The organism is uncultured Tenacibaculum sp. (assembly GCF_947495995.1).
In the GTDB taxonomy this organism is placed as follows: domain Bacteria; phylum Bacteroidota; class Bacteroidia; order Flavobacteriales; family Flavobacteriaceae; genus Polaribacter.
This window is the reverse complement of record NZ_CANMAX010000001.1, coordinates 127,120-152,386: the sequence shown is the minus strand read 5'-3', so window position 1 is coordinate 152,386 and position 25,267 is coordinate 127,120. Positions and strand designations below refer to the sequence as shown.

Here is a 25,267-nt window from a genome sequence, read left to right as displayed (position 1 = left end):
ACTAATCCCCACATTAATGAATACAGATTTTTTATCTCCTGTCAGTGAAAAAGTAATTGCAAATCTAGTTGATTTACCAGCTGAATCCTTAGGGAGAAAGATAATGATCCACTCTGTAGAAGATGGTTTTCCTGACTTAGAAGATGTCAGTGTGGCTCTTGTAGGAGTTAAAGAAGGGAGAGAGTCAATAAACAACCTTGAGTGTGGAGAAGATTTATCGAAAATAAGACAAGGTTTTTACAGTTTATTTCCAGGTGAATGGAATATCACTATTGCTGATTTAGGCAATATAGAACGTGGTAGCACCGTTAGAGATACATATTTTGCTGTCTCGAACGTAGTTGCTACATTAGTAAAACAAAATATAACTGTTGTTATAATAGGAGGCGGGCAAGATGTAACATATGCAAATTATAGAGCGTATGATACATTGGAACAAACAATAAATTTAGTATCAGTTGATAGTCATTTTAATCTTGGGACATTAGAAGACGACCTGAATTCTCAATCTTATTTGAGTAAAATTATTATGGAAGAACCTAATAATTTATTCAACTTTAGTAATATTGGGTATCAGACGTACTATAATTCTCAAGAAGAAATTAGATTGTTGCAAAATTTATATTTTGATGCCTTTAGATTAGGTGAAGTAGTTAATAATATAGAACTAGTAGAGCCAATCTTAAGAGATGCAGATATTGTGAGTATAGATATAGGAAGTATTAAACAAAGTGATGCACCAGCAAATGCAAATGCAAATCCAAATGGTTTTTTTGGAGATAAGTTATGTGCGATAGCAAGATATGCTGGTATAAGTGACAAAGTTTCTTCTTTCGGTATCTATGAGTATAACGATAAATATGATAGATACAACCAAACATCTAGTCTAATCGCCCAAGCAATTTGGTATTTCGTCGAAGGCGTAAATTATAGAGCAAAGGATTATCCGTATTGTTGCAAAACGAATTATGAAAAGTTCAGTGTAATTTTGGAAGATGATGATCCTATTAATTTCTATAAGAGTGACAAAAGTGGTCGTTGGTGGATGGAGATTAATCTAATTACAGATAATAAATATCGAAGACATGCGTTAATACCATGTGCATACCAAGATTATTTGAAGGCCATTGAACAAAAAATTCCTGAAAGATGGTACAAAGCACAGCAAAAACTTACATAAAAAAGTTATATTTGCGTTCCTTGGTAGAAAATGTTGAATAAAATTATAAAAAAGTTACAAACTCTTTAATAGAAAAAATATGAAGAAAGTAGCACTGTTTACCCTGATAATAGCACTTGTTTACAGTTGTGGATCTAACAACGATAGAGGAGAGCTGACTGGTGTTAAATCTAAAAGGAAATGGTTCGCGGAAAAGCCATATGGAATGGTTTTTATTAAAGGTGGTTCGTTTACAATGGGTAAGCAAGATGAAGACCCGTTAGGAGCAATGAATGCCCCAACTAGAACAGTTACGGTTCAACCATTTTATATGGATGAAAGTGAAATCACAAATAGTGAATATAAACAATTCGTACACTGGGTTAGAGACTCTGTAGTAAGAACTAAATTAGCTTACCAAGCAGAGTTTGCTATTGGTGACGAAGATTTAACAGGAGATGCAAAAAGAGCTGAAGGAATTCAACTTTATGCGTTTGCTTCAAAAGATACAACCAATGAATCTCCATATCAAAAGTATATGAGAGAAAACTACTACGAAGTAGGAGAAGGAATTGATTCAATCAAACCATTAAACTGGGAAGAAGAATTAGTTTGGAATAAAGAAGATTATCCAGATACCGATTACGTTGAAGTAATGGACTCTTTATATATAAAGAAAGAAGAAGCTTTAAATGGTATACGTTCTTTTAATACTAAATTATTAAACTATAGATATTTCTGGTTTGATAACGAGGAAGCTGCAAGAACAGGAAAAAACAGAAAAGACTTTTTAGTGGATGAAACATTAAATGTTTATCCAGATACTACAGTATGGATTAAAGATTTCAACTATTCATACAACGATCCAATGCACCAAGAATATTTTGCACACAAAGCATTCGAAGATTATCCAGTAGTTGGTGTTAGTTGGAAACAAGCAAGAGCTTTTTGTCACTGGAGAACTAAAAACAAAAACTCTTACCAAAGATCAAAAAAGAATTTAGGATTAGTACCAGCATTCAGGTTACCAACAGAAGCTGAATGGGAATATGCTGCTCGTGGAGGTTTAGATTATGCTAAATACCCATGGGGAGGACCAAGTACAACAAGTGATAGAGGTTGTTTCTTAGCAAACTTTAAACCAGTACGTGGAGATTATGCAGCAGATGGTGCTCTATACACAGTAGAAGCAATTTCATATAACCCGAATGGTTTTGGATTATATAATATGGCAGGAAATGTTTCTGAGTGGACTAACACAGCATACAATCAAATGTCTTACTATATGGGATCAACAATGAATCCTAACGTAGAAAACAGAGAAAACCGTCGTAAAATTGTACGTGGTGGTTCTTGGAAAGATGTAGCTTATTTCTTAGAAGTAGGTTCTCGTGACTGGGAATATGCAGATACAGCAAGAAGTTACATTGGTTTTAGAACAGTACAAGATTACTTAGGTACTAAAAAACAGTAAATAAATAAACATAATAAATATCCCTAATTAATAAAAATTTTCAGAATTATGGCACAATCAAACTCAACTAAGAAATTATTCAACATGGCTTATGGTCTAGGAGCTGCAATTGTGATTCTTGGAGCGTTATTCAAGATTCAGCACATTAAGCTTGGTCCTTTAACAGGAGGTTTAATGCTTACCATCGGTATGATTGTAGAGGCTGTGGTATTCGCATTATCTGCATTCGAACCTGTTGAAGATGAATTAGATTGGACTAAAGTTTACCCTGAATTAGCAGACGGAAGTTCTACTGGTAAGAAAAAGAAAGAAAAAGAAGCTACTCCAGAAGAAGCTCAATCTTTATTATCTCAAAAATTAGATAACATTTTACAAGAAGCTAAGTTAGATGCACAATTAGTATCTAGATTAGGAGATAGTATTAAAGGATTCCAAGGTGCAGTTGAGCCTTTAGCAGCTGCTTCTCAGTCTATTTCTGCTACAAATAACTATAACGAGCAAGTATCTAAAGCAGCTTCACAAATGGCTTCTTTAAATAGCTTATACCAAACTCAAGTAGAGAATGCTTCTAGACAAACTGAATTAAATTCAGCAATGGTTGAAAATAGCCAACGTTTACAAGAGCAAATGCAATCTTTAGCTACTAACTTATCTTCTTTAAACGGAGTATACGGTGGTATGTTAACTGCTATGAGCACTAAATAATTTAATAATTAACTAAACAAACTAATTTTAAATTATGGCAGGCGGAAAACAATCTCCAAGACAGAAGATGATTAACCTTATGTATCTTATTTTCATTGCGATGTTAGCAATGAACATGAGTAAAGAGGTATTATCAGCTTTTGGATTGATGAACGAAAAATTATCAGATGCTAACGTAAGAGCAACTGAGTCAAATAGTAGAGCTTACGAAAGTTTAGCTTTAAAAGCATCAGAGCAAGCAAAACAATATGGTGAAGCTAAAGAAAAGACTGATGTATTAAGGTCTAAGGCTGATGCGTTTTACAATTATTTAGAAGATCTAAAGACAAGAATGACTGCAGATCTTAAGGATAAAAAAGATTACGAAACAATGGATAAATCTAAATTTTTAGATGAGTTATTTTTCGTAAGTGGAACAATTACTCCTGAAGGTAAGGAATTTGTGTCTAAAATGGATGAATTCAAAAAAGCAGCTTTAGAAGTTTTAGGAGATTCTGAAATGGGAAATGTTGTTTCTAGTCGTTTTAGTACAGATCCTGTAAGAAATAAAGATAACAAGCAGTTAAACTGGTTAAACTACCACTATGAAGGTTTTCCTTTAGTAGCTTCTTTAACTAAGTTCACTCAAATTCAGGCTGATATTAAAACAACTGAATCTGATGCCTTATCTACTTTATTACAAGGTGAATTAGAAAGTGCAGTTTCTTTAAAGAATTACGAAGCAATGGTTGTTTTTGAAAAGAATGCATATTACCCAGGTGAAAAATTATCAGGTAAAATTGTATTAGGTAAAAACGATCCAAATTTAACTGCTGAAAAGGTTACAATTAACGGTAGAGATTGGCCAGAAGATAAGATTAAAGCCGGTCAGGTTATATTAGACGGACCTGCAGGTGCTGTTGGAGATAGAGATATTAAAGGTACTTTCACATTCAAAGAAAATGACTCTTTAGTAGAAATTCCAATTAGTGGAGGATATTCTGTAATTCCAAGACCAAACGAAGCTGTAATTTCTGCAGATAAAATGAATGCTGTATATCGTGGTTTAGTAAATCCAATGACGATTTCTATGCCAGGTGTACCTTCTAATAAAGTTGTAGCATCTGCTCCAGGATTAAAAAGATCTAAAGGAGATAGCTACGTAATGAGACCTGGTAAAGGAAATGAAGTAACAATTCGTGTTACTGGAACATTACCAGATGGAAAAAAAGTAAGTTCTAACAAGAAATTTAGAATAAAAGACATACCTCCAGCGTTAGGTATGGTAAGAGGTCAGTATGGAACTATTTCTATGCCAAAAGGAAGTATCGGAAGAACTACTATTGGTGCAGGTTTACCAGATTTCTTATTTGATTTAACTCTTAAAGTAAGCAGCTTTAAAGTAAAAGTTCCAGGTCAGCCAGCTGTTCCTGTAACAGGTACTAAAATGAGCGGAAGAGCTAAACAAGCTATAGCTAAAGCTAGAAGAGGTGAAATCATAGCTATTTTTGATATTAAAGCCACTGTTGCTGGATCAGGAGTTCCAGTAAAGAGAGTTGGTGGAGTTAACATCAAAGTTTCAAATTAATAATTTAAACAAAGAAAGTATGAATTGGAAGCGTTTTAATTTGGTGATTATAGCATTGTCTATAACCAGTGCAACATTTGCACAGGCCAATCTATTAAATGCTAAATCAGTAGAGGAGATTGGAGTAAAGAGTCAGGAGCAAATTGACTCTGATAATGACAAACCACTACCTTATGGTTACATAAGTGACAGAGATGTACTATGGTCTAAAGTAGTGTGGGAGTTTATAGACTTAAACCAAAAAATCAACTTACCTTACTATTACCCAATTGATACAGCTAGTACTTCTAATAATAGACGTTCGTTGTTCGATACCTTAATGAAAGGTATTAAAGAAGGTAAAATTAAAGAGGTGTACAACGATTCTTATTTTACATCAAAAATAGGAATGAAGGAAATTGAAGAAAAAACTTTCAATTTAAGAGAAGTTGATGGTGGTGAAGAAAATGGAGGTTATTCTGATCCATATTATGTACAATCTCAAGATATTAAAGGATATAGAATTAAAGGTATCTGGTATTTTGATAAGCGACAAGGTGAATTAAAATATAGAATGCTAGCAATCGCTCCAATGGGACCTGATGTTCAGGTAATGGGAGTAGATGACATAGAAGATGATGAAATCTATGAATTATTCTGGGTATTCTTCCCTGATGCTCGTGAGGTTTTACATGCTTCTAAAGTATTCAACCCAAAGAATTCTGCGCATCCTATATCTTATGATAACCTTTTAAATGCACGTCGTTTTAATTCAATTGTAATTAAAGAAGAAAACTTATATGGTGACCGTCAAATTAGTGACTACATCCGTGGAAATTCTTTATTCCAATTGTTAGAAGCAGATAGAATTAAAGAAGGAATACGTAACCGCGAAATGGATATGTGGAACTACTAATTCCTTAAAAGATTTATAAAAAAGAAAGCGCTCTGAATCATCAGGGCGCTTTTTTTCGTATTATTACAAAAAAAAGCTAGCAATACTAACACATTTTATTATGAAAGAAATCCTAAATCAGATCTTCGATATCGCTCAGAAATCAGAAAAAAAAGATATAGATATTTTTGATAGAAATATCCGTAGGTTATATCATGAGATTGAAGCGTTAGGCTATGTGTTAAAGAATCCAATAGGAGAAAAATACTCTCTTGAGAGAACAGATATAGAAGCAACTTTAATGAATGATTTTCATAGTAAAATGAAAATAACGAAAGTTTTAAAACCTATAGTTTATAGTACAGAAAATGGACAAATGGTTTTAGTGCAAAAAGGAGTTGTAATAGCAGAATAATAAGGTTATGGAAACAGTAAATTTTGGAATAGATTTAGGAACTACAAATAGTTTAATTTCTAAATATGATAATGGAAAGTTAGAAGTTTTTAAAAATCCTCTAGGTTTAAAACAAACTTTATCGTCTGCTGTTGCTTATCGAAAGAATAAAATTATAGTTGGAGATAAAGCAAGAGAGTTATTAGAAAGAGATGCGTTGAATGTTTTTACGTGCTTTAAGCGTAAAATGGGAACTTCAGAATCTTATTTTGTTCCAAACTTAAACGATAATGTAACTCCTGTTAGTTTGTCTTCACTTGTTCTACAAGAATTAAAAAACTTTATTCATTCAGGTGAGCAAGTAGAAGAAATTGTAATTACGATTCCTTCTTCATTTGATACAATACAATCTAATGCAACTAAAATAGCAGGAGAAAATGCAGGTTTTAAAAAAGTATATCTTTTACAAGAGCCAATTGCAGCTAGTTTGGCTTTTGCAAATCAAGGAGAATTAGATATTCAAGAGAAAAAGAAATGGTTGATTTATGATTTTGGTGGTGGAACTTTCGATGTTGCTTTGATCGAGATTGACGACAGAGAAATTAATGTTTTGGATAATGAGGGAGATAATTTCTTAGGAGGTTTAGACATAGATAATTTAATTGTAGAAAAAATCTTAGTTCCGTTTTTAGAACAAGAATTGAACGAGAAGAACTTATGGCAACAATTTAAAGAAACCGATAATAAGTATCAGAAATTATATTACGAACTTTTGTTTAAAGCAGAAGAAGCGAAAAAGGAATTAACGATTTTTGAAAATGTAGAAATTGAAATTGATTATCCTGAAGAAGATATTTATGAAACTGTTGAAATAACGAGAAATCAATTCAATAATTTGATAGCACCTTTGGTAGAACGTACCATATCTTTTTCAAAACAAGTACTTACCAATAATAATTTGAATAGTTCAGATATTGAACGAATTGTTATGGTTGGTGGAACAACATTAATACCTTATGTTCGAGAGAACGTAAAAGCACAAACAGAAATTATAGTTGATACGAGTGTAGATCCAACCGCAGCAGTAGGAATAGGAGCTGCTTTTTATGCAGGGTCTAAACCTAAAACGATAAAGAAATCAGAAACGATAATTGCTGAAACAGATCAGAAAGAAAACACTGGAAACAATTTTCAAGTTTTCTATGAAAAGAGTTCGAATGATGAAGAGGAATTAATCAATGTAAAAAATACGAATAAGGTTTCTGGTTATTATCGTATTACAAGATTAGACGGTGGTTTTGATACAGGAATGATTGCATTCGATAAAGATGTTTTTGCTTATGTCGATTTATTAGAAGGAACTGTTAATAGTTTTGAGCTTAAGATTTTCGATAAAAATCAATCAGAATTATATAGTTCACGAGATATCAAAATTTCACAAGGAAAATATAATGTGAAAGGACAATTACTTCCTCAAGCAATTTGTTTAGAAATAGACGATATAGAATACGGTGAAACTAGATTAGAAGCTATTTTTACTAAGAACAGTATTTTACCACTTAAAAAAGTAATTTATAAAACTGCTTCTAAAACAATAGTGAAAGGAAGCGATGATTTATTACAAATCAATATTGTAGAAGGTGACGATAATGGTTTGCCAAGTTCTGGTTTAACCATAGGTTTTATAGAAATTTCTGGTAAAGATTTAACTGAAGATTTGATTAAAGGAACAGACATTGAAATAGAAATCAAAATGTCTGAATCTAGAGATATTCATGTGAATGTTTTCTTGTCGTTAACAGATCAGGAATTTAAAAATACATTTACTCCAACTGAACGTTACATAAGCCGATCGAAAATCGATAAAGATTTGTATGTGGTTATTGAAAACTTAGATAAAGAGTTACAGAACCATGGAGATAATTATGAGTTGTTATCAAAGTTTAAAAAGATTAGAGACAATTTAATCGAATTACAAATCGAACTAACTTTATTATCTGATAACGATACCACGGATAAGAAGTTTAGTATTGATAATAAAAAGCGTGAGTTAATCAATCAGTATGATTTATTAACAAGACATGTAATTCTTGACGAAGAAATAAGTAACTACAGACGTATTGTTAAAGATATCGAATATGATATAGAAACAGACGAATTACCACAGTTTAAAGAAAGGTTGGAGAATATCATTAAAGATGAGAGAAAGTATCTTAATTCGGGAAATAAATACCTTTTAAAGTCAAAGATAAAAGAGCTAGAGTCTTTACAAAACGTAATTTTCAATGCTAAAGATGAAAATTATGTATATACTTTCATGAATTATAAATTTAATTCTGAAATTTTCACAAATGGTAAAAAGGCGAAAAAACTTTTTGATGAAGGAGACAAAGCAATGGAAAATAAAGATTATAAAGCTTTAAAGTTCATTGTTATCAATCTGTATAACTTATTGCCTGATGAGATGAAAGAAACGAAGAAAGAAATGAATAATAAAAATAAAACTGGATTACAATAATTAGTAACGTAAACCAGATATTTCGGTAATTATTTCTTTAACTTTTATATAAGGATCTTCTTCTCTTATCGCTTTAACAATAACAGGTTTACTAAATAATCTAACATCATTTAAATCTTGTTTTAAAACAGGTTTATCTTGATAGTTGTAAAAATGTTTACCTCGATAGAAATACAAAGAATCTCCAATATCAAAAAGAAACACCTTTAACTCGTCATGAGGTTTAATGTAAAAAGTAAAATCTCTACGAGAAGATAAATTACGGTTGAAAACTACTAAATGTTTATTCGATTGATTTTTAATCAACACAGGATATCCACTAATATCTACGTGTGAATGATTTTTAAAATGTTCTGGATACAGATTATCACCTGTGGAAAAATCATCAGTTATCTTTTTCATGGTACTCGTATTAACTTCAGTGTTTAATTTCTTAAAGAAATCTGTTTTAGAAGTATTCCAATTAGAAGATCTTTTATAATCATCATAAGAAACTTCTTTACTAAAATATGGAGTAGACGTACTTGTATTGTATTTTCTCTTGTAAGTATAATCTGAATTAGATATAATTTTTACACTCAGTTTTTGAAACTTTATACTATCATTAGTAATTAAAACATGACTAGTACTATCTCTTTTTCCATAAATTTCATGTGTTTTTAATAAGGTTTCGGTATCTTCTAAAGAAACATCAGTAAAATACTTTTTGGTGTTATTAGTGATTGTTTTAAACTTCTTAAAATCTTTTCCTAAGTAAAAAATCAAACGGCAATAAGTTTCATAAGCAATTCTTAGAGAATCTTTACTATTAATAAAAACAGATTTCATTAACGTATGATTTTGATACTTTGTAAATAAGATTAAAGACTTATCACTCGTATTTTTAATTGTAACTGAGTCTGTAATTTGAGTTGTATATTTTGAAGAGAATCTATTTGTAAGATCGTAGTAATGATCAAATGTTTTATCAAAAGCTCTGTCTCCAGTTTTAAGATCTAAAGAATCAATTTTCTTGGAAGTTCTATAAGAAGAATCTTTAGCTTTTTGATACAAATCCCAAATGAATTCTCGCTGACTCGATTTATAGATTTTGGCAACATTTTCATTTATGTTCTCAATACTGTAAATAGAATTACTATCGAAAGTATTATAACTATTAGAACTACTACTATTGGCAAATCTTGCAATAGCAAGAACTACAGCAGCAATAAAAGCTAAAACACGAATAACATCTACAAGATTACTACCTGAGTCAGTATCATAATTGTTTCCTTGATAACCAAGCGAAGCTAAATCTATAAATTGATCTTCTACAAAAGAATCTCCAGTTTTTATCTTTTTAAATAAACGATAAGCCTTTTTAATTTTGTTGTATTCACTATTGTTGATTTTTGTTCTATTGTAATAATCAACAAGAGCATTTACGTAATCAAGTTTTAAATCACTAGAAATTCCATTCGGAATTAAATTTAAAAGTTCAACATGCGTATCGTAAGTAACTTGTGGACATCTAAAATATAGTGTTTGCGACTTAGTTACTTTTATCGTTTCTATTAGAATAATAGTTTGTTGCTCTAGATATTTAAAACAGCGAAGTAATAGATCACTAGTAAAAACAGCTTCATTTTTTAAAGCTTGAATTATAGTATCGTATTTACGCTTCTGATAATCTTCTTTTAAAAGAGGAAAAAAATAAGTGTCTAAATATGGAGCTAAAAAATCTGCGTATTGATATAAGTTTTCTAAAAACTCATTTTCAAAAGAAAAGGTACTTGGTCCGCTGTCATTTCCCGTACGAATAAACTCTTTAAAATTAGGATGTTTTTCAATAAACAGAATAACTTTTCTCTTTTCTGGATCCTTTAATTGTTCTAAAAGCATATGCATTTCCTCAAGATTATAAAACTCATCTTGATTTTGTAGTCGTTGTATTTTCAAACGCTTCTCCAAACGAATAATAGTCTTCTGATCTATATTTTCAAGATCTTCTGGAGAAATATCTAATATGTCAACTGGGGAAATATACATAGAACACGGGCAACTTTTTTTATTTACTCTCAAAATAAAGAATTTTAATTTTTATACTCAAGTAAAAATCAATCTTTATACTTTTGAAATATGAAAGTCGATTATATAGTTGTTGGTTTAGGTTTAGCGGGTTTAGCTTTTTGTGAAGAGTTAATAGAACACAATAAAACTTTTGTTGTATTCGAAAATAATTCGCAAAATTCATCGAGTGTAGCGAGCGGTACATACAATCCTGTAATTTTAAAACGATTTACTCCTGTTTGGAACGGACATCAACAGTTAGAATTGGCAATGCCTTTTTATCAAAGGATTTCAGAGAAATTAGGAGAAGAATTTGATACTAAATTCGCTACTAAAAAGGTTTTTAATTCTGTAGGAGATGAAAATAATTGGTTTATAGCTTCAGATAAACCAATGCTTTCTATCTATATGAAACCTGAAATTTCTAGAGGAAAAATTGATGGAGTAATTGGAGATTTTGGTTTTGGCGAGTTATTAGGAACCGGTAGAATAGCAACGAAAGATTTAATTGAAAAATACAGAGCTTATCTTAAATCAGAAGGTAAGTTATATACTGAATCTTTTGAATATGATGCATTAACTGAGACAGAAAATAAAGTTCAGTATAAAACGATAGAAAGTTCTAAAGTTGTTTTTTGTGAAGGTTTTGGTTTAAAAAAGAATCCATTTTTTAATCATTTACCTTTAAATGGAACTAAAGGAGAAATTATAACTATTCACGCTCCAGAATTGAATATAGATTTCTTGTTGAAATCATCTGTGTTTGTATTACCATTAGGAGAAGATATTTATAAAGTTGGAGCCACATTTAACTGGACCGATAAAACTTTAGATCCTACAGAAGAAGGTAAACAAGAGTTGGTTGATAAACTTTCTAAAACAATTACAGTTCCGTATAGAATTATTAATCAAACCGCAGGAATTCGCCCTACTGTAAAAGATCGTAGACCTTTAGTTGGAGTTCATGAAAAACATTCAAACTTGGCTGTTTTAAACGGTTTAGGAACTCGAGGAGTAATGATTGCTCCAACAGTTGCCAAAAATCTTTTTAATCATTTAGAAAAAGGAGAAACTTTAGACAGTGATGTTGATATCAAAAGGTTTAATTAATTTCTTCCACCTTTTTATCAGCATATTTTTTATCGTAATGCACGAATAAATTAATCCAAATAATTCGAGATAAACGAATTGTAAAGGGAGTTAATAATAATGAAACTACAACAACCGCAACAAAACTTGTTATAATAGTTTGTTGCAAAAACACTTTCGAAATAATAAAAATAACTACAAAAAGTGCAACAGCTAAAGCATAATTTACATACATAGCTCCAAAAAAGAAAGAAGGCTCCATCATGTATTTTAAATTACAATGCGAACAATTATCGTGAATTGTAGTCACTTTATTAATGTTAAATGAAGCTTTATGCTTAAAAAAATCACCTTTTTGACATCTAGGGCATTTATTATTTAAAATGCTATTTAATTTAGATCCTTTGCCTAGCATATTGTGGTATTTTTGGGATGCTGTACGAATACAGTTTTGTAAGTTTGTACAAATTTCCGAAAAATAAATAGGACTTAATAGTTATCCATATAAAATATACCTATTAAGAAATTATAATTACTAATATTAAATGCTAAACGTACATAATTTAACCGTTTCTTTTATGGGAACAGACTTGTTCTCAGGTATTACTTTTAAATTGATAAAAGGAGATCGAGTAGGACTCATTGGTAAAAATGGAGCAGGAAAATCAACATTATTAAAAGTACTTGCAAAAGACATTGAAAGTAGTGGCGGTACTTTAGCTTTCGATAAAGATATTAGTATAGGTTTCTTGCGCCAGGATATTGATTTTGTTCAAGGAAGAACTATTCTTGAAGAAGCATATCAAGCTTTTGAAGAAATCAAAGAAATTGAAGGAAAACTAGAAGGGATCAATAAGCAATTAGCAGAACGTACAGATTACGAAAGCGAAAGTTATAATCAATTGATTGTTGATTTAAATGAACTTACTGAGCGTTACGAACTTATTGGTGGTTATAATTACCAAGGAGATACAGAAAAAATTCTTCAGGGTTTAGGTTTCCAAAGAGAAGATTTTGATAAACTCACAGATACATTTTCTGGAGGTTGGAGAATGCGTATTGAGCTAGCAAAGTTATTATTACAGAATAACGATGTTTTATTGTTAGATGAGCCTACCAACCACTTAGATATTGAGTCAATCATTTGGTTAGAAGACTTTTTAAAGAGTTATGCCGGAGCTATAGTAACAGTATCGCATGATAAAATGTTCTTGGATAATGTTACGAATAGAACTATCGAAATTTCATTAGGACAAATCTACGATTACAAAAAAGCATATTCTAAATATCTAGAGCAACGCGCAGATATTAAAGAAAAACAATTACAAGCTCAGAAGAATCAGGAAAAAGAAATAAAAAGAACCGAGCAATTAATTGAAAAATTTAGAGCCAAGGCTAGCAAAGCATCTATGGCGCAATCTTTGATAAAAAAGTTAGATAAGGTTGAGCGAATAGAAGTAGATCAAGATGAAAATGCAGTAATGAATGTTCGCTTTGAAATTTCCAAAGAACCAGGGAAAATAGTTGTAGAAGCTGAAGATGTAAGCAAAAGTTACGGGAATAAGCATGTACTTTCTGATGTGAATTTAATGATAGAAAGAAATGCGAAAGTTGCTTTTGTTGGTCAAAACGGACAAGGAAAATCAACTTTAGCAAAAATGATTGTTGGAGAAATTCCTTTTGAAGGAAATTTAAAGTTAGGTCATAATGTAGAAGTTGGATATTTTGCTCAGAATCAATCCGAGTATTTACCACCTGAAAAAACAGTTTTAGAAATTGTAGAAGAAGCTGCTAACGATACTAATAGAGTAAAAGTTAGAGATATGTTAGGAGCCTTTTTGTTTGGAGGAGAAGCTGTAGATAAAAAGGCGAAAGTATTATCTGGAGGTGAAAGAAATCGATTAGCATTATGTAGGTTATTAATGACGCCATTTAATGTGTTAATAATGGATGAGCCTACAAACCACTTAGATATTGCGTCTAAAAATGTGCTTAAAAAAGCATTGCAAAATTTTAAAGGAACCTTAATTTTAGTTTCTCACGATCGGGATTTCCTTCAAGGTTTAGCAACCAATGTTTATGGTTTTAAGGATAAGGAAATAAAAAAATATTTAGGAGGAATAGATTATTTCTTAGAGCAACATAAAATGGAAAGCTTACGTGAAGCTGAAAAGAAAACAGTTGTAAAAGAAGAAAAATCAACAAGTAAAAAAGAGGCTTATAAATTATCTAAAGAGGAAGAGAAAGAGCTAAGAAAATTAAAGAATAGATCGTCTAAAGTTGAAAATTTAATTTCTGATTTAGAAGCTGAAATTGAAGCCATAGATTTAGAATTAGCCCAGAATTATGAAGAAGTTTCTTCACGACCAAATTTCTTTGAAGAATATAAAGGGAAGAAGAAAAAGCTTGATGATTTAATGCTAGAATGGGAAGAAGTAGAAGAGAAAATTTCGAATTTTTAACTAAACTATATAAACTATGAAAAAGATTATTACTACATTTTTATTAATGGTTACTATTCTTGTTCAAGGACAAGATAATTTCACAAAGTTGATAGAGATAGGAATATCTCATCACGATAAAGGGAATTACGAAGAAGCTATTGATTATTACAAAAAAGCGCTAAAATTAAAACCAGGCTCAGAGCTTGCTAATTATGAGATTTCACTTTCGTATTTCAGTCTAAAAGATTTCAAAAAGACAGTGAAGTATTGTGATAAAATCTTGAAAAAAGGAAAAGAACATTTATTACCAGCGTATATAAACAAAGGAAATGCTTTAGATATGTTGGGTAAAACTAAGAAATCAATAAAAGTATTTGAAGAAGGAATAGAAAAAGTAGGAGATAACTATTTGTTACATTTTAATTTAGCGATTAATTATTTAAAAATTAATGAATATGATAATGCTGAAAAACACTTTAAAAAAGCAATTTTAGACAATCCACTTCATGGATCAAGTCATTTTTATTTAGCAAAAATTAATGACGCTAAAAAAGAGAGAGTTCCAGCGTTATTAGCTAGTTACTATTTTTTATTTGTTGAGCCAGAATCATTAAGAGCAGAAGAAATTTACAACATCTTAAAAAAGAACTTAAACACAAGTGTAAATAAAGATAAAGATGGAAAGAATATCACTATAAATTTAAGTCCTTCAGATTTAAACTCTGAGTTTACTGGTATAGAAATGATGATGTCTGTAATGGAAATTTCTAAAAAAGAAAAAGAAAAGGACGGTAAAGAAAAATCTGAAAGTGAAGTATTCGTAGAAAAAACAAAGCAAATTTTTACGCTGTTAGGAGATTTTTCAGATAAGAAAGATGAGAAAAGTATTTGGTGGAATTTTTATGTGCCTTTTTTCAGTAAAGTAGGAAATAGTGATCATATAGAAACTTATTGTAAATTCATTAGTCAATTAGATATTAAATCTAAAATATGGATTGAAAATAATGAAGACAAAATGCGTCTTTTTATCGATTGGTTAGAAAAAGAGTTTAAATAATTATGCTATTTGATAACGAGTTCATTTCAGAAAATCAACAAGTTCTTCTTAAAGAGATTGCAGGAAGTGATGTAGAGCTGTGGATAAAAAGAGAAGATAAAATTCATGAATTCGTTTCAGGTAATAAATTCAGAAAGCTAAAACATAATATTTCAGAAGCGAAACGTTATAAACATCAAAGTTTGTTAACTTTTGGAGGAGCTTATTCTAACCATATTGTTGCAACTGCAGTTGCTGGCAATTTAAGCGGATTAAAAACTATTGGTGTAGTTAGAGGTGAAGAATTAGCTGAAAATTTTGAAGAAGTTTTAAAAACCAATCAAACACTAAAAGTAGCTCATGAACACGGAATGGAGTTTAAGTTTGTTTCAAGAACAGCGTATAGAGAGAAAACGGAAACAAATTTTATCAATTCTTTAAGAGATACTTTTGGTGATTTTTATTTAATTCCCGAAGGAGGAACAAATCCCTTAGCCATAAAAGGTTGTGAAGAAATATTGTCAAATGAAGATCAAAAATTCGACTATATTTGTACGGCTGTTGGAACAGGAGGTACAATTTCTGGATTAATAAACTCGGTACATACAAATCAAGAAGTAATTGGTTTTCCAGCTTTAAAAGGAAACTTTTTGTATGATGAAATACGAAAGTTTACAACAAAAGAAAACTGGACATTAAATTTAGATTATAACTTCGGAGGTTATGGTAAGTTTAATGAAGATTTAATTCACTTTATAAATAGATTTAAATCTGAAACATCAATTTTACTTGATCCGATTTATACAGGAAAAATGCTTTTTGGAATTGTAGATTTGATTAACAAAGGAAAGTTTAAAAAAGGAAGTAAAATCTTAGCCATTCATACAGGAGGAATCCAAGGAATAGATGGAATTAATAAGAAGTTACTGAAGAAAAATATTGATTTAATAAAGGTGTAAATGAAGCTGAGATTTATTTTATGGAGTGTTACAGCAATAGTATTGTTGTCTAGTTGTGGTTCAAAAAAACAAGTAATAAACAGAACACCTCAAAAACCAGTTGTTGTAGATGATCATGAAGTAGACGGATCTACAGAAATTCCAAAAGTAACTCCAACAAAAAAGAAAAAAAGAACAACAGCTAGTATCGTAAAAACGACTCAAGACTATGTTGAAAAATTTGCGCCTATAGCCGTAAGAGAAATGCATAAATATAAAATTCCAGCAAGTATTACACTAGCTCAAGGAATTTTAGAATCAGGAAGTGGAAGAAGTAATTTAGCAATTCGTTCTAATAATCACTTTGGAATTAAATGTCACAGAGGATGGAAAGGTAAAAGTGTTACTCATGATGATGATAGAATTGCGGAATGTTTCAGAAAATATGTACACCCAGAACGTTCTTATGAAGATCATTCAAAATTTTTGACTTCAAGAAAAAGATATTCAAAACTATTTAAATTACGAACAACTGATTACAAAGGTTGGGCTTATGGTTTAAAAAGAGCAGGTTATGCTACAGATAAAAAATATCCCCAAAAACTTATCGCATTAATTAAGAAATACGATTTAACAAAATACGATAGAGAAAAGTATAAAAAAGAAACTTCTAAAGAAACTGAGAATACAACTGTAGTAACTAGTGACGATACCAATACTAGGTTTTATTACAAGGTAATTAAAGGAGATACGCTATATTCTATAGCTAGAAAATTTAAAACTTCGGTTAAAGATTTAAAACAATTGAACGGATTAAAAGGAAATACAATAAGTATTGGTCAGCAATTAGTTTTAAAAAGATAAAAGAGCAACAATTTTGTTGCTCTTTTTTTATCACTTTTTCTCCTCATTTATTTGATTTCAAATTTCACATATATGCTTGATGAAACCGTTATATTTTGAAATTGAATATTTCCTTGTTTTAATTTTACATCTCTAGACATCAACTTGTTTTGCTTGTAGGCAACATTAGCAAAAGAGAAATTATTAATTTGTTGATTACCGACATCTCTCACAATTAAAGATTTACCAGTTTGTTCTCCAATGGCATTTAGGAAATAATTAGCTTTGTCTTTAGCAGCTTTTATAGCAGAAATGCGAACTTCTTTTCGTATTTCTTCAATTTTATTATGTGATGCTTTTGTTATCCTAGCATTTTTAATTTTTAAGCGATCAAAGATTTCAAAAACATCTTTAAGAATCCCAGCATCGTTAATTTTCAACTCATAATCTGCAGTAGCGAGAATCTCTTTATTCCACCATCCAGTTTTTACAAGTTTCGAATTTAAATTTGAGATTGATAAACTTTGCTCAGAAACACCACAAGATTGCAGTTCTTTTTTTAATTCTGTTTCAATTTCTTGAATGGTAATTTTCTTCCCTTTTTCAATGCGTTCTTCAACAGGAACATCTAGGTATATTTCGTTAGGAATTACTTCCTTTTCAGCGGTTCCAGTTACTTCAATATATGGTTTTTCATTCGTATTGTTTTGTGAAAAACTCACAAAGGAAATTAATGTGAAGATTATTATTGCTATTCTTTTCATAACTCGTTTTATTCTGAAGTCAAAATTAGAAGCAACCTTTTTCTAAAAAAAACGGATATGAGTAAAATGTAGTTTTTGGTTAGTGAATGGTTTTTTAAGCTGAGTAAAGCTTACTTTTTCAATGGTTTTAAGGATAAAATCTAAAGAACCGCATTTTTTTTATTGGTTTTTTGGTGATAAGTTTACATATTATTTATTAAGAAATTGAAGGTGAAATTAAAATATTACATAGCATTTTTTCTTTTTTTACTTAGTTTTTTGAAAATCAATTCGCAAAATTCAATTTTAAACAAAGGTGGAGGTTTTGAGTTAAAAGTTCGAATTTTTGATACAGAGAATAACGTTTATATAAGAAATGCTGAAATAAGTATAAACTCTTTTACTACATCAAAATGTGATGCAAATGGGTATTACAGAGTAAAAGCAAGAATTGATGATGAATTAATTGTTCGACATCCTGACTTTGAAACAGTAAGAGAAGTCATAAGAGTTAAAGATGATATCTTAATTCAGATAACAGACAATCCGAGTTATTTTAAAAAAAGCATAAATAAATTAAGAGGGAAACAACAAAAGATAATATCTCCAAACTACACACAAATCATGGATTCTGCCTTGTTTTACAAGGAAAAAAATCTAGATAAAAGTATCCATTTTATTGAAGAAGCTTTAGAAGCAAATGAATCTAAAAAGAGAAACGCTAATACTTACAAGGTTTTAGGAGACATTTACTTTCATTGGAAACAATATGATATTGCGATAAGTAATTATAAGATTTCATTACAGATTAATGAAAAGACAGAAACTAGATTACAGTTGGCAAAAACTCAATTTCTAGCCAAGAAATATGAAGACAGTGAAAATACTTATAAGTTATTAATGAAAGATAAGTTGAGTAACTATGAAAAAGTCCAAGTATTTGAAGGTTTAGGTGATGCGCTTTCTCAAGAGAGTAAAGACAAAGAAGCTAAAGAATATTACGAAAGAGGATTAAAGTTAGCTAAAGATAAAGCTATTAGTGATGTAACATTAGATATCAATACAAAACTGGCAAATATATATGCTAGAGAGGGTGATTTAAGTACAGCGAATACAACAATTAGTATAACACTAAAAGAAGCTTCTGAATTACCGAAAAAACCAGCTTTAAAAGTACAGCAAGAAGTAGCTGATTTTTACAACGAAACAAGGCAATATGATAATGAGATAAAACTGAGAAAAGAGCTTTTAAAAAGTGTTGATGATCCAGCAAATAAAATAGATTATTTAAATAAACTTAAAACTGACAGCATTAATGGAGATGATAATCCAATTTCTAGATTCATAGCTGAAGAAAATGAAGAAGTAAAAGATTCTTTAACATCTCAAAAACTAAATTATAAGATCGGAAATGCTTACGTACAAAAAGCAAATTATGCTGAAGCTATCGAATATTTAGAAAAGAGTGTTGAAGAAGCCGGACAAAAAGAAGATTTAGAAGTTCAAAAACATGCTACTAGAAAATTATCTGAAGTGTATGCGACTGTTGGTCAACACGTAAAAGCAATTCAGACGTATAGGAATTATGTTGATATTGTAGATTCATTATACATCAGAAAAGAACAAGAAATCTATCAAGCAAAGCGATTGACAAAGAAAATTTCAGATTATCAAAGTCGTATTACAGTGTTAGAAAGAAACAACGAACTTACAGATAGTAAAGTGAGTTTAGCGATTAAGGATAGTGAATTAATGAATGCAAAAAGTAAAACACAATTAATCGTAATTTACTCACTTGTAGGAGGTTTAATATTAATGAGTTTACTTACTTTTTATAAGCACAGAGCAAATCAAAAACAACAATTAGCAAACAATTTATTGGCATTAAAATCGATGCGTTCACAAATGAATCCGCATTTTATTTTTAACGCATTAAATTCAGTAAACAGTTTTATTGCAGTCAATGATGAACGCAATGCAAATAGATATCTTTCAGAATTTTCTGCTTTAATGCGTTCTGTGTTAGAAAATTCAGATGAAGATTTTATTCCATTTCAAAAAGAAATAGAATTGTTAGAATTGTATGTGAAATTAGAACACAATCGTTTCAGAGATAAATTTGATTATACTATAGATGTTGATAAATCTATCAATTTAGAAGAATTTCAAATCCCTCCAATGTTACTTCAGCCTTATATTGAAAACGCAATATGGCACGGATTACGTTATCGAAAAGATAAAGGAGAATTGAGTATAGCTGTTCAGAAAAGAGATAAAGATTCAATTACTATAGTTATTGAAGATAACGGAATTGGAAGAAAGAAATCTTTAGAGATGAAAACAAAAAATCAATTGAAACAAAAATCTAAAGGAATGAGTACTATCAAAAATAGAATTGCTATTTTAAACGATATGTATCAAGATAAAGTAAGTGTTACAATTTCTGATCTTTTTGAAGATGGCAGCGGAACCAAAGTCGAACTAACCTTAAAAAAATAAATAATGAAACTGAAAACTATTATTGTTGAAGACGAGCAAATCAGTAGAGAAATACTAAAGAATTACGTAGGTAAATATTGTCCGAGTATAGAATTAATGGGAGAAGCAAGTAATATTGAAGAAGCTTACGAATTAATTCAAAAACATGAATTAGATTTAGTTTTTCTAGATGTAGAAATGCCTTTCGGAAACGGTTTCGATTTATTGGAAAAGGTAGAAAACAAAACATTTGAAACGATTTTTGTAACTGCATACGATCATTATGCTATAGAAGCACTAAATAATCAAGCAACTTACTATTTACTAAAACCAATTTCTATTGATGAACTTATCAAATCAGTGAATTTAGTTTTAGAGATAAAAGAGAAAGAAGAACAACTACAGAATAAAGTATTAACACCTCATAGTACAGTAAAAGGAAAGATAACTATTCCGCTTCAAGACGGTTTTGAAGTTGTTAATGTAGAGGAAATTATTTTCTGTAAAGCAGACGATAATTATACAGAAATTCATTTCGAGAACTCAAAGAAGGTTGTGAGTAAAACATTAAAACATTTCGAAGAAGTATTGAGAGAATATCCTTTTGCAAGAATTCATAAATCGTATTTGGTGAATATTAACCATATCACGAAATATAAAAAAGGTAAAGGAGGTAGTGTTGAATTAATCAATGGAAAAGAAGTATTAGTTTCCGCATCAAAAAAAGGAAATTTATTAGCTTATTTTAAATAGTTTATAATGAAGATTAAATTTGGTTTAATTTTATTCTTTTCAATAATTTCCAACTGGTTATTTTGTCAAGAATTCTTATATGTTTCAGCTGATAATGGTTTGATTGTAAGAGAAAAACCTAGTGTTTCTTCTGAAAGATTAAGCAAGTTTAAATATGGACAAAAAGTAACAGTAGATAGAAAAACTGGAATTAATTATTCATTTTTAGATAATGGCAAAGAAATTAAAGGTAAGTGGTTAAAAGTTTCTGCGAATATTGAAGGAAAGAAAGAAGAAGGTTTTGTGTTTAGTGGATTTTTAACTGAAAAAAAAATAAATAAAAGAATAGAAATTAAGTTTGAAGATCTTATTATTGAGATAGATCATATCGAAATTAATTATAACTTCTCTAAAGAAATTACAGTTAAAGATGGTGTTGGAAGAATTGAAGTAGATTTAAGTGGCAGTCCTGAAGGAAAATATTTAAAAGTATATCATAATAAATATAAACGAGTGAAAGTTTTTCAGCGATATGAAAATAGTGTTACAATTATGGATGAAGGACCACATTGTGATCTTTTAAATTGGAAACATTATTATTCAAAATGGGAGAAATTATCGTATTTAAAACAAAAGAATTCATACAAAATCTTGAGTTATTCTCAAGAAGATGCTGAAAAATTTATACCAATTAAGATAAATGACCTTAAAAAAGCTGTTGCTAAACATTGCGGAGAAAGATGGTCAAAATTAATGAAGAATGTAGATGATGTAAATAAATATCCTATCGGAGTAACAAGTAGTAAAGTTTTTCTGAAATTTGTATTAACAGATGAGAATAATAAAGTCACAGAAAAAATTATAGAATTTATCATTCCAGTGGGATGTTAATTTTTTGATAGTTTATAAGTATAAAAGAAGTTAAATGCCAATAATAAAACCTGTAAGAGGAAAAGAGCCTCAAATTCCAGAAGATTGTTTCGTTGCAGAAAATGCAACTATTGTAGGAGAAGTTACTATGGGAACAGAATGTAGCGTTTGGTTTAATGCTGTAATTCGTGGAGATGTACACTTTATAAAAATGGGAAATAAAGTAAATGTTCAAGATGGAGCGGTAATTCATGCTACGTACCAAAAATCTCCTACGACTATTGGAAATAATGTTTCTATTGGTCATAATGCCATTGTACACGGTTGTACAATTCATGATAATGTTTTAGTAGGAATGGGAAGTATTATCATGGACGATTGTATTATTGAAAGCAATACAATTATTGCAGCTGGAGCAGTAGTAACAAAAAATACTCATGTTAAAAGTGGAAGTATTTATGCAGGAGTACCAGCAAAAAAAGTTAAAGATATTTCTCCTGAATTAACATCTGGTGAGGTTGACAGAATTGCAAATAACTATGTTAAGTACGCAAGTTGGTTTAAAGAATAAACGACATTTCATCTTTGTAAAATAACCCAATACTTTTATTATCTTAGATGGTAAATAAAAACTAAAACTATGGGGATTTTTAAAAAGCTGTTCGGAAAGAAAGGTGAAAAAGAAAAAGTAATTCTTGAAAGAGAAGAACAACCAGATGTTCATTACATAGCAGATGAGGATGATAGAATGAATTGGGCTATGAAAAAAGCAAGATTAACACTTCATTATTTTAAATCTTGTATTGAAACTCCAAAGGAAGGACAATTATACTTTTCCGTAAAAGCTAAAATTGAAGAAAACGGAATTATCGAGCATATTTGGTTAGGTGAACCAAGTTACGATAGCGATGGCAATATTTATGGAGTAGTAGGAAATGAACCTGCAGATATTTCAAATGTTGCTTTAGGTCAGAAAATAGGAATTACAGAAAATGAAGTTTCAGATTGGATGATTATTGAGAATGCTCGATTAATTGGCGGATATACTATCAGAGCCATAAGAGAAGGAATGCCTCAAGAAGCATTACCCGAATTTGATCAAAGTTTAGGTATGATTATCGATGAGGGTGAAGATTATTTTCCATTAGATTTTACTACACCAGAAGGCGCAATTTTATCCATAGAAGAAGCTTATAATAATAACGATTTAGCCAAAGCGATAAGTTGTAAAAACTTTAGAAAAGAAGCCGAACTCATGTTAGGCAATATGGCTAATATTCCAATCGATGATGAAATTATTGCTAAAACAGCAGAAGTTATTGAGTTATCTTTTGTACAGCATATGCAAGAAAACGGAATGCCAGATTTTTCAGGTGTAAAGAGCGCATTTAAACGCGAGTTTATTTCAGAAGATCATTGTTTGGTAACAGAATATTGCACTTTTCCAGATGGTAGAAGAACTTTAGATAAAGTAAATACATACAGAGAAAATGGTGAATGGAAAGTATTAAACGGAGAAAGCTAAAAAACAAACCCCAATTCACTTAGGAATTGGGGTTAACTAAAAACCAATTATCAAACTACTATGCTCTTTCAGGAGCATTCATTTGCTCTTCATGTCTTTTTCTTTTTTTCATTTTCATCTTTCTCTTCATTTTATGAGCTCGTCTACCATTCATCTTTTCAAATCGCTCATATTGCTTGCTGTTTAAGATTTCTTTCATAGAAGATTTAAAAGCAATTTTTTTATCTAAATGCGCCATTTGTCTTTCATATCTTTCATCAGCACTTAACTTTTTAGCTTTACGATTCTTTCTAAACTCTTCACGTTTTGTAATTTGTTCAGCTAATAGGGGACGGATTTTATTTTGCTGACGTTCAGATAAATCTAACCGAAGCGTCATTTTTTTTAAGGCTAATTCAGTTTTCTGATCTACAGAAAAACCATCATCTCCTCTTCTTTTTTTCTTTTGTGCGAAGCCAGTCATTAAAAAACCTAAAACCAGCATTACAGAAACCATTTTCTTCATTCTCTTTTTATTTAAATATTATACTTCTAAGACTTTTCATTACTTAAAAGGTTTAATTAATTCAGAAAAAAAACTTTATCGTATATTAGGCTCCCTTTATAAATAAAGAAAAGGGAGTTGATTATGAGGCGAATATTTTCTGTTCTGATAAAAATGATATTTGTTTTTATCGTTTTGTTTGTGGCTTTTTATTTTTGGGGATCGAGTGCTGCTTTAAACAAAAATGACTATGCAAAACTTATAGAAAATGATTATCAAGTTAGTCATACAAACGATTCAATATTTAGTGTGATCACATACAATATTGGTTACCTAAGTGGTATGACGAACAATAAACCAATAGCAAAGACAAAAGATTTATTCAATAAAAATTTAGATCAGGCGTTAACGGAATTCAAAAAATTGAACTCCGATTTTATTGCATTACAGGAAGTTGATTATAATTCAGGACGTTCTTTCAATGTAAATCAAGAAGAAGAAATAGGAAAACTAGGTTATATTTATATTGCTAGAGCTATAAACTGGGATAAAAAATATGTGCCTTTTCCTTACGGTTTGCCAAGCGTGAATTTCGGTAAAGTAGTTTCAGGTCAATCGATTTTAAGTAAGTACAGTTTGAGTGATTATTCTAGAATTGTATTAGAAAGAGTTGAGGACAATCCTTTTTACAGAGATGCCTTTTATTTAGATAGATTAGTACAAGTTGTAAAAACGAATATAAATGGAAAAGAACTAATCCTTTTGAATGTACATTTAGAAGCTTTTGATAAAAAAACACGGATAAAACATGTTAAAAAAGTTGTAGAACTATTTAATCAGTATGCTAAAGATTATCCAACCATTTTAGTAGGAGATTTTAATAGCGATCCTGTCTTTAAAGACGCAGCAATCTTAGAGGTTTTTAATATTCCAAATGTTGGAAACGCTGCTTTTTCAAAAGAAAAATATGATTTTACTTATGATAGCGATAAACCTCATAAAAGATTAGATTATATCTTTTATACTTCTGAAAATATAATTCCTGTTGAGGCTAGAGTTTTAAAGGAATTCGGACAAGTTTCAGATCATCTTCCATTGCTTATGAAATTTAAACTAAAATAATTTTTTTGTAAAAAAGTATCGAAAAATTTGGATTTTAAGTTTTTATGATTGAATATTTGCAGACGTAAAGTTCAAACACTTATCGATAATGTTATCAAGAAAGGTGGAGGGAATAGACCCTGTGAAACCTTAGCAACCCTTTGCTCAGTCAAAGAAGGTGCTAAATTCTACCCAAAAAATATCGGGATAGATAACAAAATAGACTTTCTATTAACTTAACGAA

At 30.1% G+C, this 25,267-nt stretch carries 22 protein-coding genes and 1 riboswitch; of the genes, 18 read left to right on the top strand and 4 right to left on the bottom strand.

Translation table 11 applies throughout. The features are described from left to right. The first annotated feature begins 16 nt into the window (after positions 1 to 16). The 7 genes from Q1A15_RS00665 to Q1A15_RS00635 all read left to right on the top strand — a co-directional run bounded on the left by Q1A15_RS00665 (position 17) and on the right by Q1A15_RS00635 (position 8,691). The gene (locus Q1A15_RS00665) at positions 17 to 1,180 is read left to right on the top strand and encodes a formimidoylglutamase (protein WP_299617333.1); all 1,164 of its coding nucleotides are present in this window, start codon (positions 17 to 19) and stop codon (positions 1,178 to 1,180) included. A gap of 79 nt (positions 1,181 to 1,259) precedes the next feature. Continuing rightward, the gene (gene gldK / locus Q1A15_RS00660) at positions 1,260 to 2,633 is read left to right on the top strand and encodes a gliding motility lipoprotein GldK (RefSeq protein WP_299617331.1); all 1,374 of its coding nucleotides are present in this window, start codon (positions 1,260 to 1,262) and stop codon (positions 2,631 to 2,633) included. 48 nt (positions 2,634 to 2,681) lie between these two features. Beyond that, the gene (gene gldL / locus Q1A15_RS00655) at positions 2,682 to 3,338 is read left to right on the top strand and encodes a gliding motility protein GldL (protein ID WP_299617329.1); all 657 of its coding nucleotides are present in this window, start codon (positions 2,682 to 2,684) and stop codon (positions 3,336 to 3,338) included. 34 nt (positions 3,339 to 3,372) lie between these two features. Next, positions 3,373 to 4,905, top strand: coding sequence for a gliding motility protein GldM (gldM, locus tag Q1A15_RS00650; RefSeq protein ID WP_299617327.1), 1,533 nt, complete (start codon positions 3,373 to 3,375; stop codon positions 4,903 to 4,905). 19 nt (positions 4,906 to 4,924) lie between these two features. Then, positions 4,925 to 5,800, top strand: coding sequence for a gliding motility protein GldN (gldN, locus tag Q1A15_RS00645; protein WP_299617325.1), 876 nt, complete (start codon positions 4,925 to 4,927; stop codon positions 5,798 to 5,800). A gap of 100 nt (positions 5,801 to 5,900) precedes the next feature. Further along, complete coding sequence (locus Q1A15_RS00640) at positions 5,901 to 6,194, top strand: hypothetical protein (protein ID WP_299617323.1); 294 nt, start codon at positions 5,901 to 5,903, stop codon at positions 6,192 to 6,194. Between the two features lie 7 nt (positions 6,195 to 6,201). Next, positions 6,202 to 8,691 carry an Hsp70 family protein gene (locus Q1A15_RS00635; RefSeq protein WP_299617321.1) on the top strand — a complete coding sequence of 830 codons (2,490 nt, stop codon included), beginning with the start codon at positions 6,202 to 6,204 and terminating at the stop codon, positions 8,689 to 8,691. Here the strand turns inward: Q1A15_RS00635 and Q1A15_RS00630 are convergent, their stop codons facing one another. Beyond that, positions 8,692 to 10,719, bottom strand: a complete 2,028-nt coding sequence (locus Q1A15_RS00630) for a hypothetical protein (protein WP_299617319.1) — start codon at positions 10,717 to 10,719, stop codon at positions 8,692 to 8,694. It lies immediately after the preceding gene. A gap of 90 nt (positions 10,720 to 10,809) precedes the next feature. Between Q1A15_RS00630 and Q1A15_RS00625 the strand changes: the two genes are divergently transcribed. After that, positions 10,810 to 11,850 (top strand): FAD-binding oxidoreductase, encoded by a 1,041-nt coding sequence (locus Q1A15_RS00625; protein WP_299617317.1) that lies wholly within the window; start codon positions 10,810 to 10,812, stop codon positions 11,848 to 11,850. On the opposite strand, the gene Q1A15_RS00620 is transcribed toward Q1A15_RS00625, so the two are convergent. Then, complete coding sequence (locus tag Q1A15_RS00620; RefSeq protein ID WP_299617315.1) at positions 11,843 to 12,244, bottom strand: DUF983 domain-containing protein; 402 nt, start codon at positions 12,242 to 12,244, stop codon at positions 11,843 to 11,845. The two genes, Q1A15_RS00625 and Q1A15_RS00620, sit on opposite strands and share 8 nt — an antisense overlap. Before the next feature lie 130 nt (positions 12,245 to 12,374). Between Q1A15_RS00620 and Q1A15_RS00615 the strand changes: the two genes are divergently transcribed. From Q1A15_RS00615 to Q1A15_RS00600, 4 genes are read left to right on the top strand one after another with little or no spacing between them, the layout of a single operon-like run. Then, on the top strand, positions 12,375 to 14,291 hold the full coding sequence (locus tag Q1A15_RS00615) for an ABC-F family ATP-binding cassette domain-containing protein (RefSeq protein WP_299617313.1): 1,917 nt from the start codon (positions 12,375 to 12,377) through the stop codon (positions 14,289 to 14,291). Positions 14,292 to 14,307: 16 nt separating this feature from the next. Then, on the top strand, positions 14,308 to 15,330 hold the full coding sequence (locus Q1A15_RS00610) for a tetratricopeptide repeat protein (RefSeq protein WP_299617311.1): 1,023 nt from the start codon (positions 14,308 to 14,310) through the stop codon (positions 15,328 to 15,330). Between the two features lie 2 nt (positions 15,331 to 15,332). Then, entirely contained in the window at positions 15,333 to 16,268 is a 936-nt protein-coding gene (locus tag Q1A15_RS00605; RefSeq protein ID WP_299617309.1) for a pyridoxal-phosphate dependent enzyme, read from the top strand. Further along, positions 16,269 to 17,111, top strand: coding sequence for a glucosaminidase domain-containing protein (locus Q1A15_RS00600; protein WP_299617307.1), 843 nt, complete (start codon positions 16,269 to 16,271; stop codon positions 17,109 to 17,111). It begins immediately after the preceding gene. Positions 17,112 to 17,158: 47 nt separating this feature from the next. On the opposite strand, the gene Q1A15_RS00595 is transcribed toward Q1A15_RS00600, so the two are convergent. Beyond that, positions 17,159 to 17,854, bottom strand: coding sequence for an SIMPL domain-containing protein (locus tag Q1A15_RS00595; RefSeq protein ID WP_299617305.1), 696 nt, complete (start codon positions 17,852 to 17,854; stop codon positions 17,159 to 17,161). 258 nt (positions 17,855 to 18,112) lie between these two features. Between Q1A15_RS00595 and Q1A15_RS00590 the strand changes: the two genes are divergently transcribed. The 5 genes from Q1A15_RS00590 (at position 18,113) to Q1A15_RS00570 (ending at position 23,438) form a co-directional block, all read left to right on the top strand. Beyond that, entirely contained in the window at positions 18,113 to 20,332 is a 2,220-nt protein-coding gene (locus tag Q1A15_RS00590; protein WP_299617303.1) for a histidine kinase, read from the top strand. A 3-nt stretch (positions 20,333 to 20,335) separates the two neighbouring features. Next, positions 20,336 to 21,064 (top strand): LytTR family DNA-binding domain-containing protein, encoded by a 729-nt coding sequence (locus tag Q1A15_RS00585; protein WP_299617301.1) that lies wholly within the window; start codon positions 20,336 to 20,338, stop codon positions 21,062 to 21,064. A 6-nt stretch (positions 21,065 to 21,070) separates the two neighbouring features. Continuing rightward, positions 21,071 to 21,934 (top strand): SH3 domain-containing protein, encoded by an 864-nt coding sequence (locus tag Q1A15_RS00580; RefSeq protein ID WP_299617299.1) that lies wholly within the window; start codon positions 21,071 to 21,073, stop codon positions 21,932 to 21,934. 34 nt (positions 21,935 to 21,968) lie between these two features. Further along, positions 21,969 to 22,484 (top strand): gamma carbonic anhydrase family protein, encoded by a 516-nt coding sequence (locus Q1A15_RS00575; RefSeq protein WP_299617297.1) that lies wholly within the window; start codon positions 21,969 to 21,971, stop codon positions 22,482 to 22,484. Between the two features lie 69 nt (positions 22,485 to 22,553). Further along, on the top strand, positions 22,554 to 23,438 hold the full coding sequence (locus tag Q1A15_RS00570) for a DUF2314 domain-containing protein (protein WP_299617295.1): 885 nt from the start codon (positions 22,554 to 22,556) through the stop codon (positions 23,436 to 23,438). A gap of 58 nt (positions 23,439 to 23,496) precedes the next feature. Here Q1A15_RS00570 and Q1A15_RS00565 read toward each other — a convergent pair whose 3' ends face one another. Further along, positions 23,497 to 23,943 carry a hypothetical protein gene (locus Q1A15_RS00565; RefSeq protein WP_299617293.1) on the bottom strand — a complete coding sequence of 149 codons (447 nt, stop codon included), beginning with the start codon at positions 23,941 to 23,943 and terminating at the stop codon, positions 23,497 to 23,499. 153 nt (positions 23,944 to 24,096) lie between these two features. On the opposite strand from Q1A15_RS00565, the gene Q1A15_RS00560 reads away from it, so the two are divergent. Then, positions 24,097 to 25,044: an endonuclease/exonuclease/phosphatase family protein gene (locus tag Q1A15_RS00560; RefSeq protein WP_299617291.1), complete on the top strand. Its 948-nt coding sequence runs from the start codon at positions 24,097 to 24,099 to the stop codon at positions 25,042 to 25,044. A gap of 88 nt (positions 25,045 to 25,132) precedes the next feature. Next, positions 25,133 to 25,241: riboswitch (SAM riboswitch) on the top strand. The last annotated feature ends 26 nt before the right edge of the window (positions 25,242 to 25,267 follow it).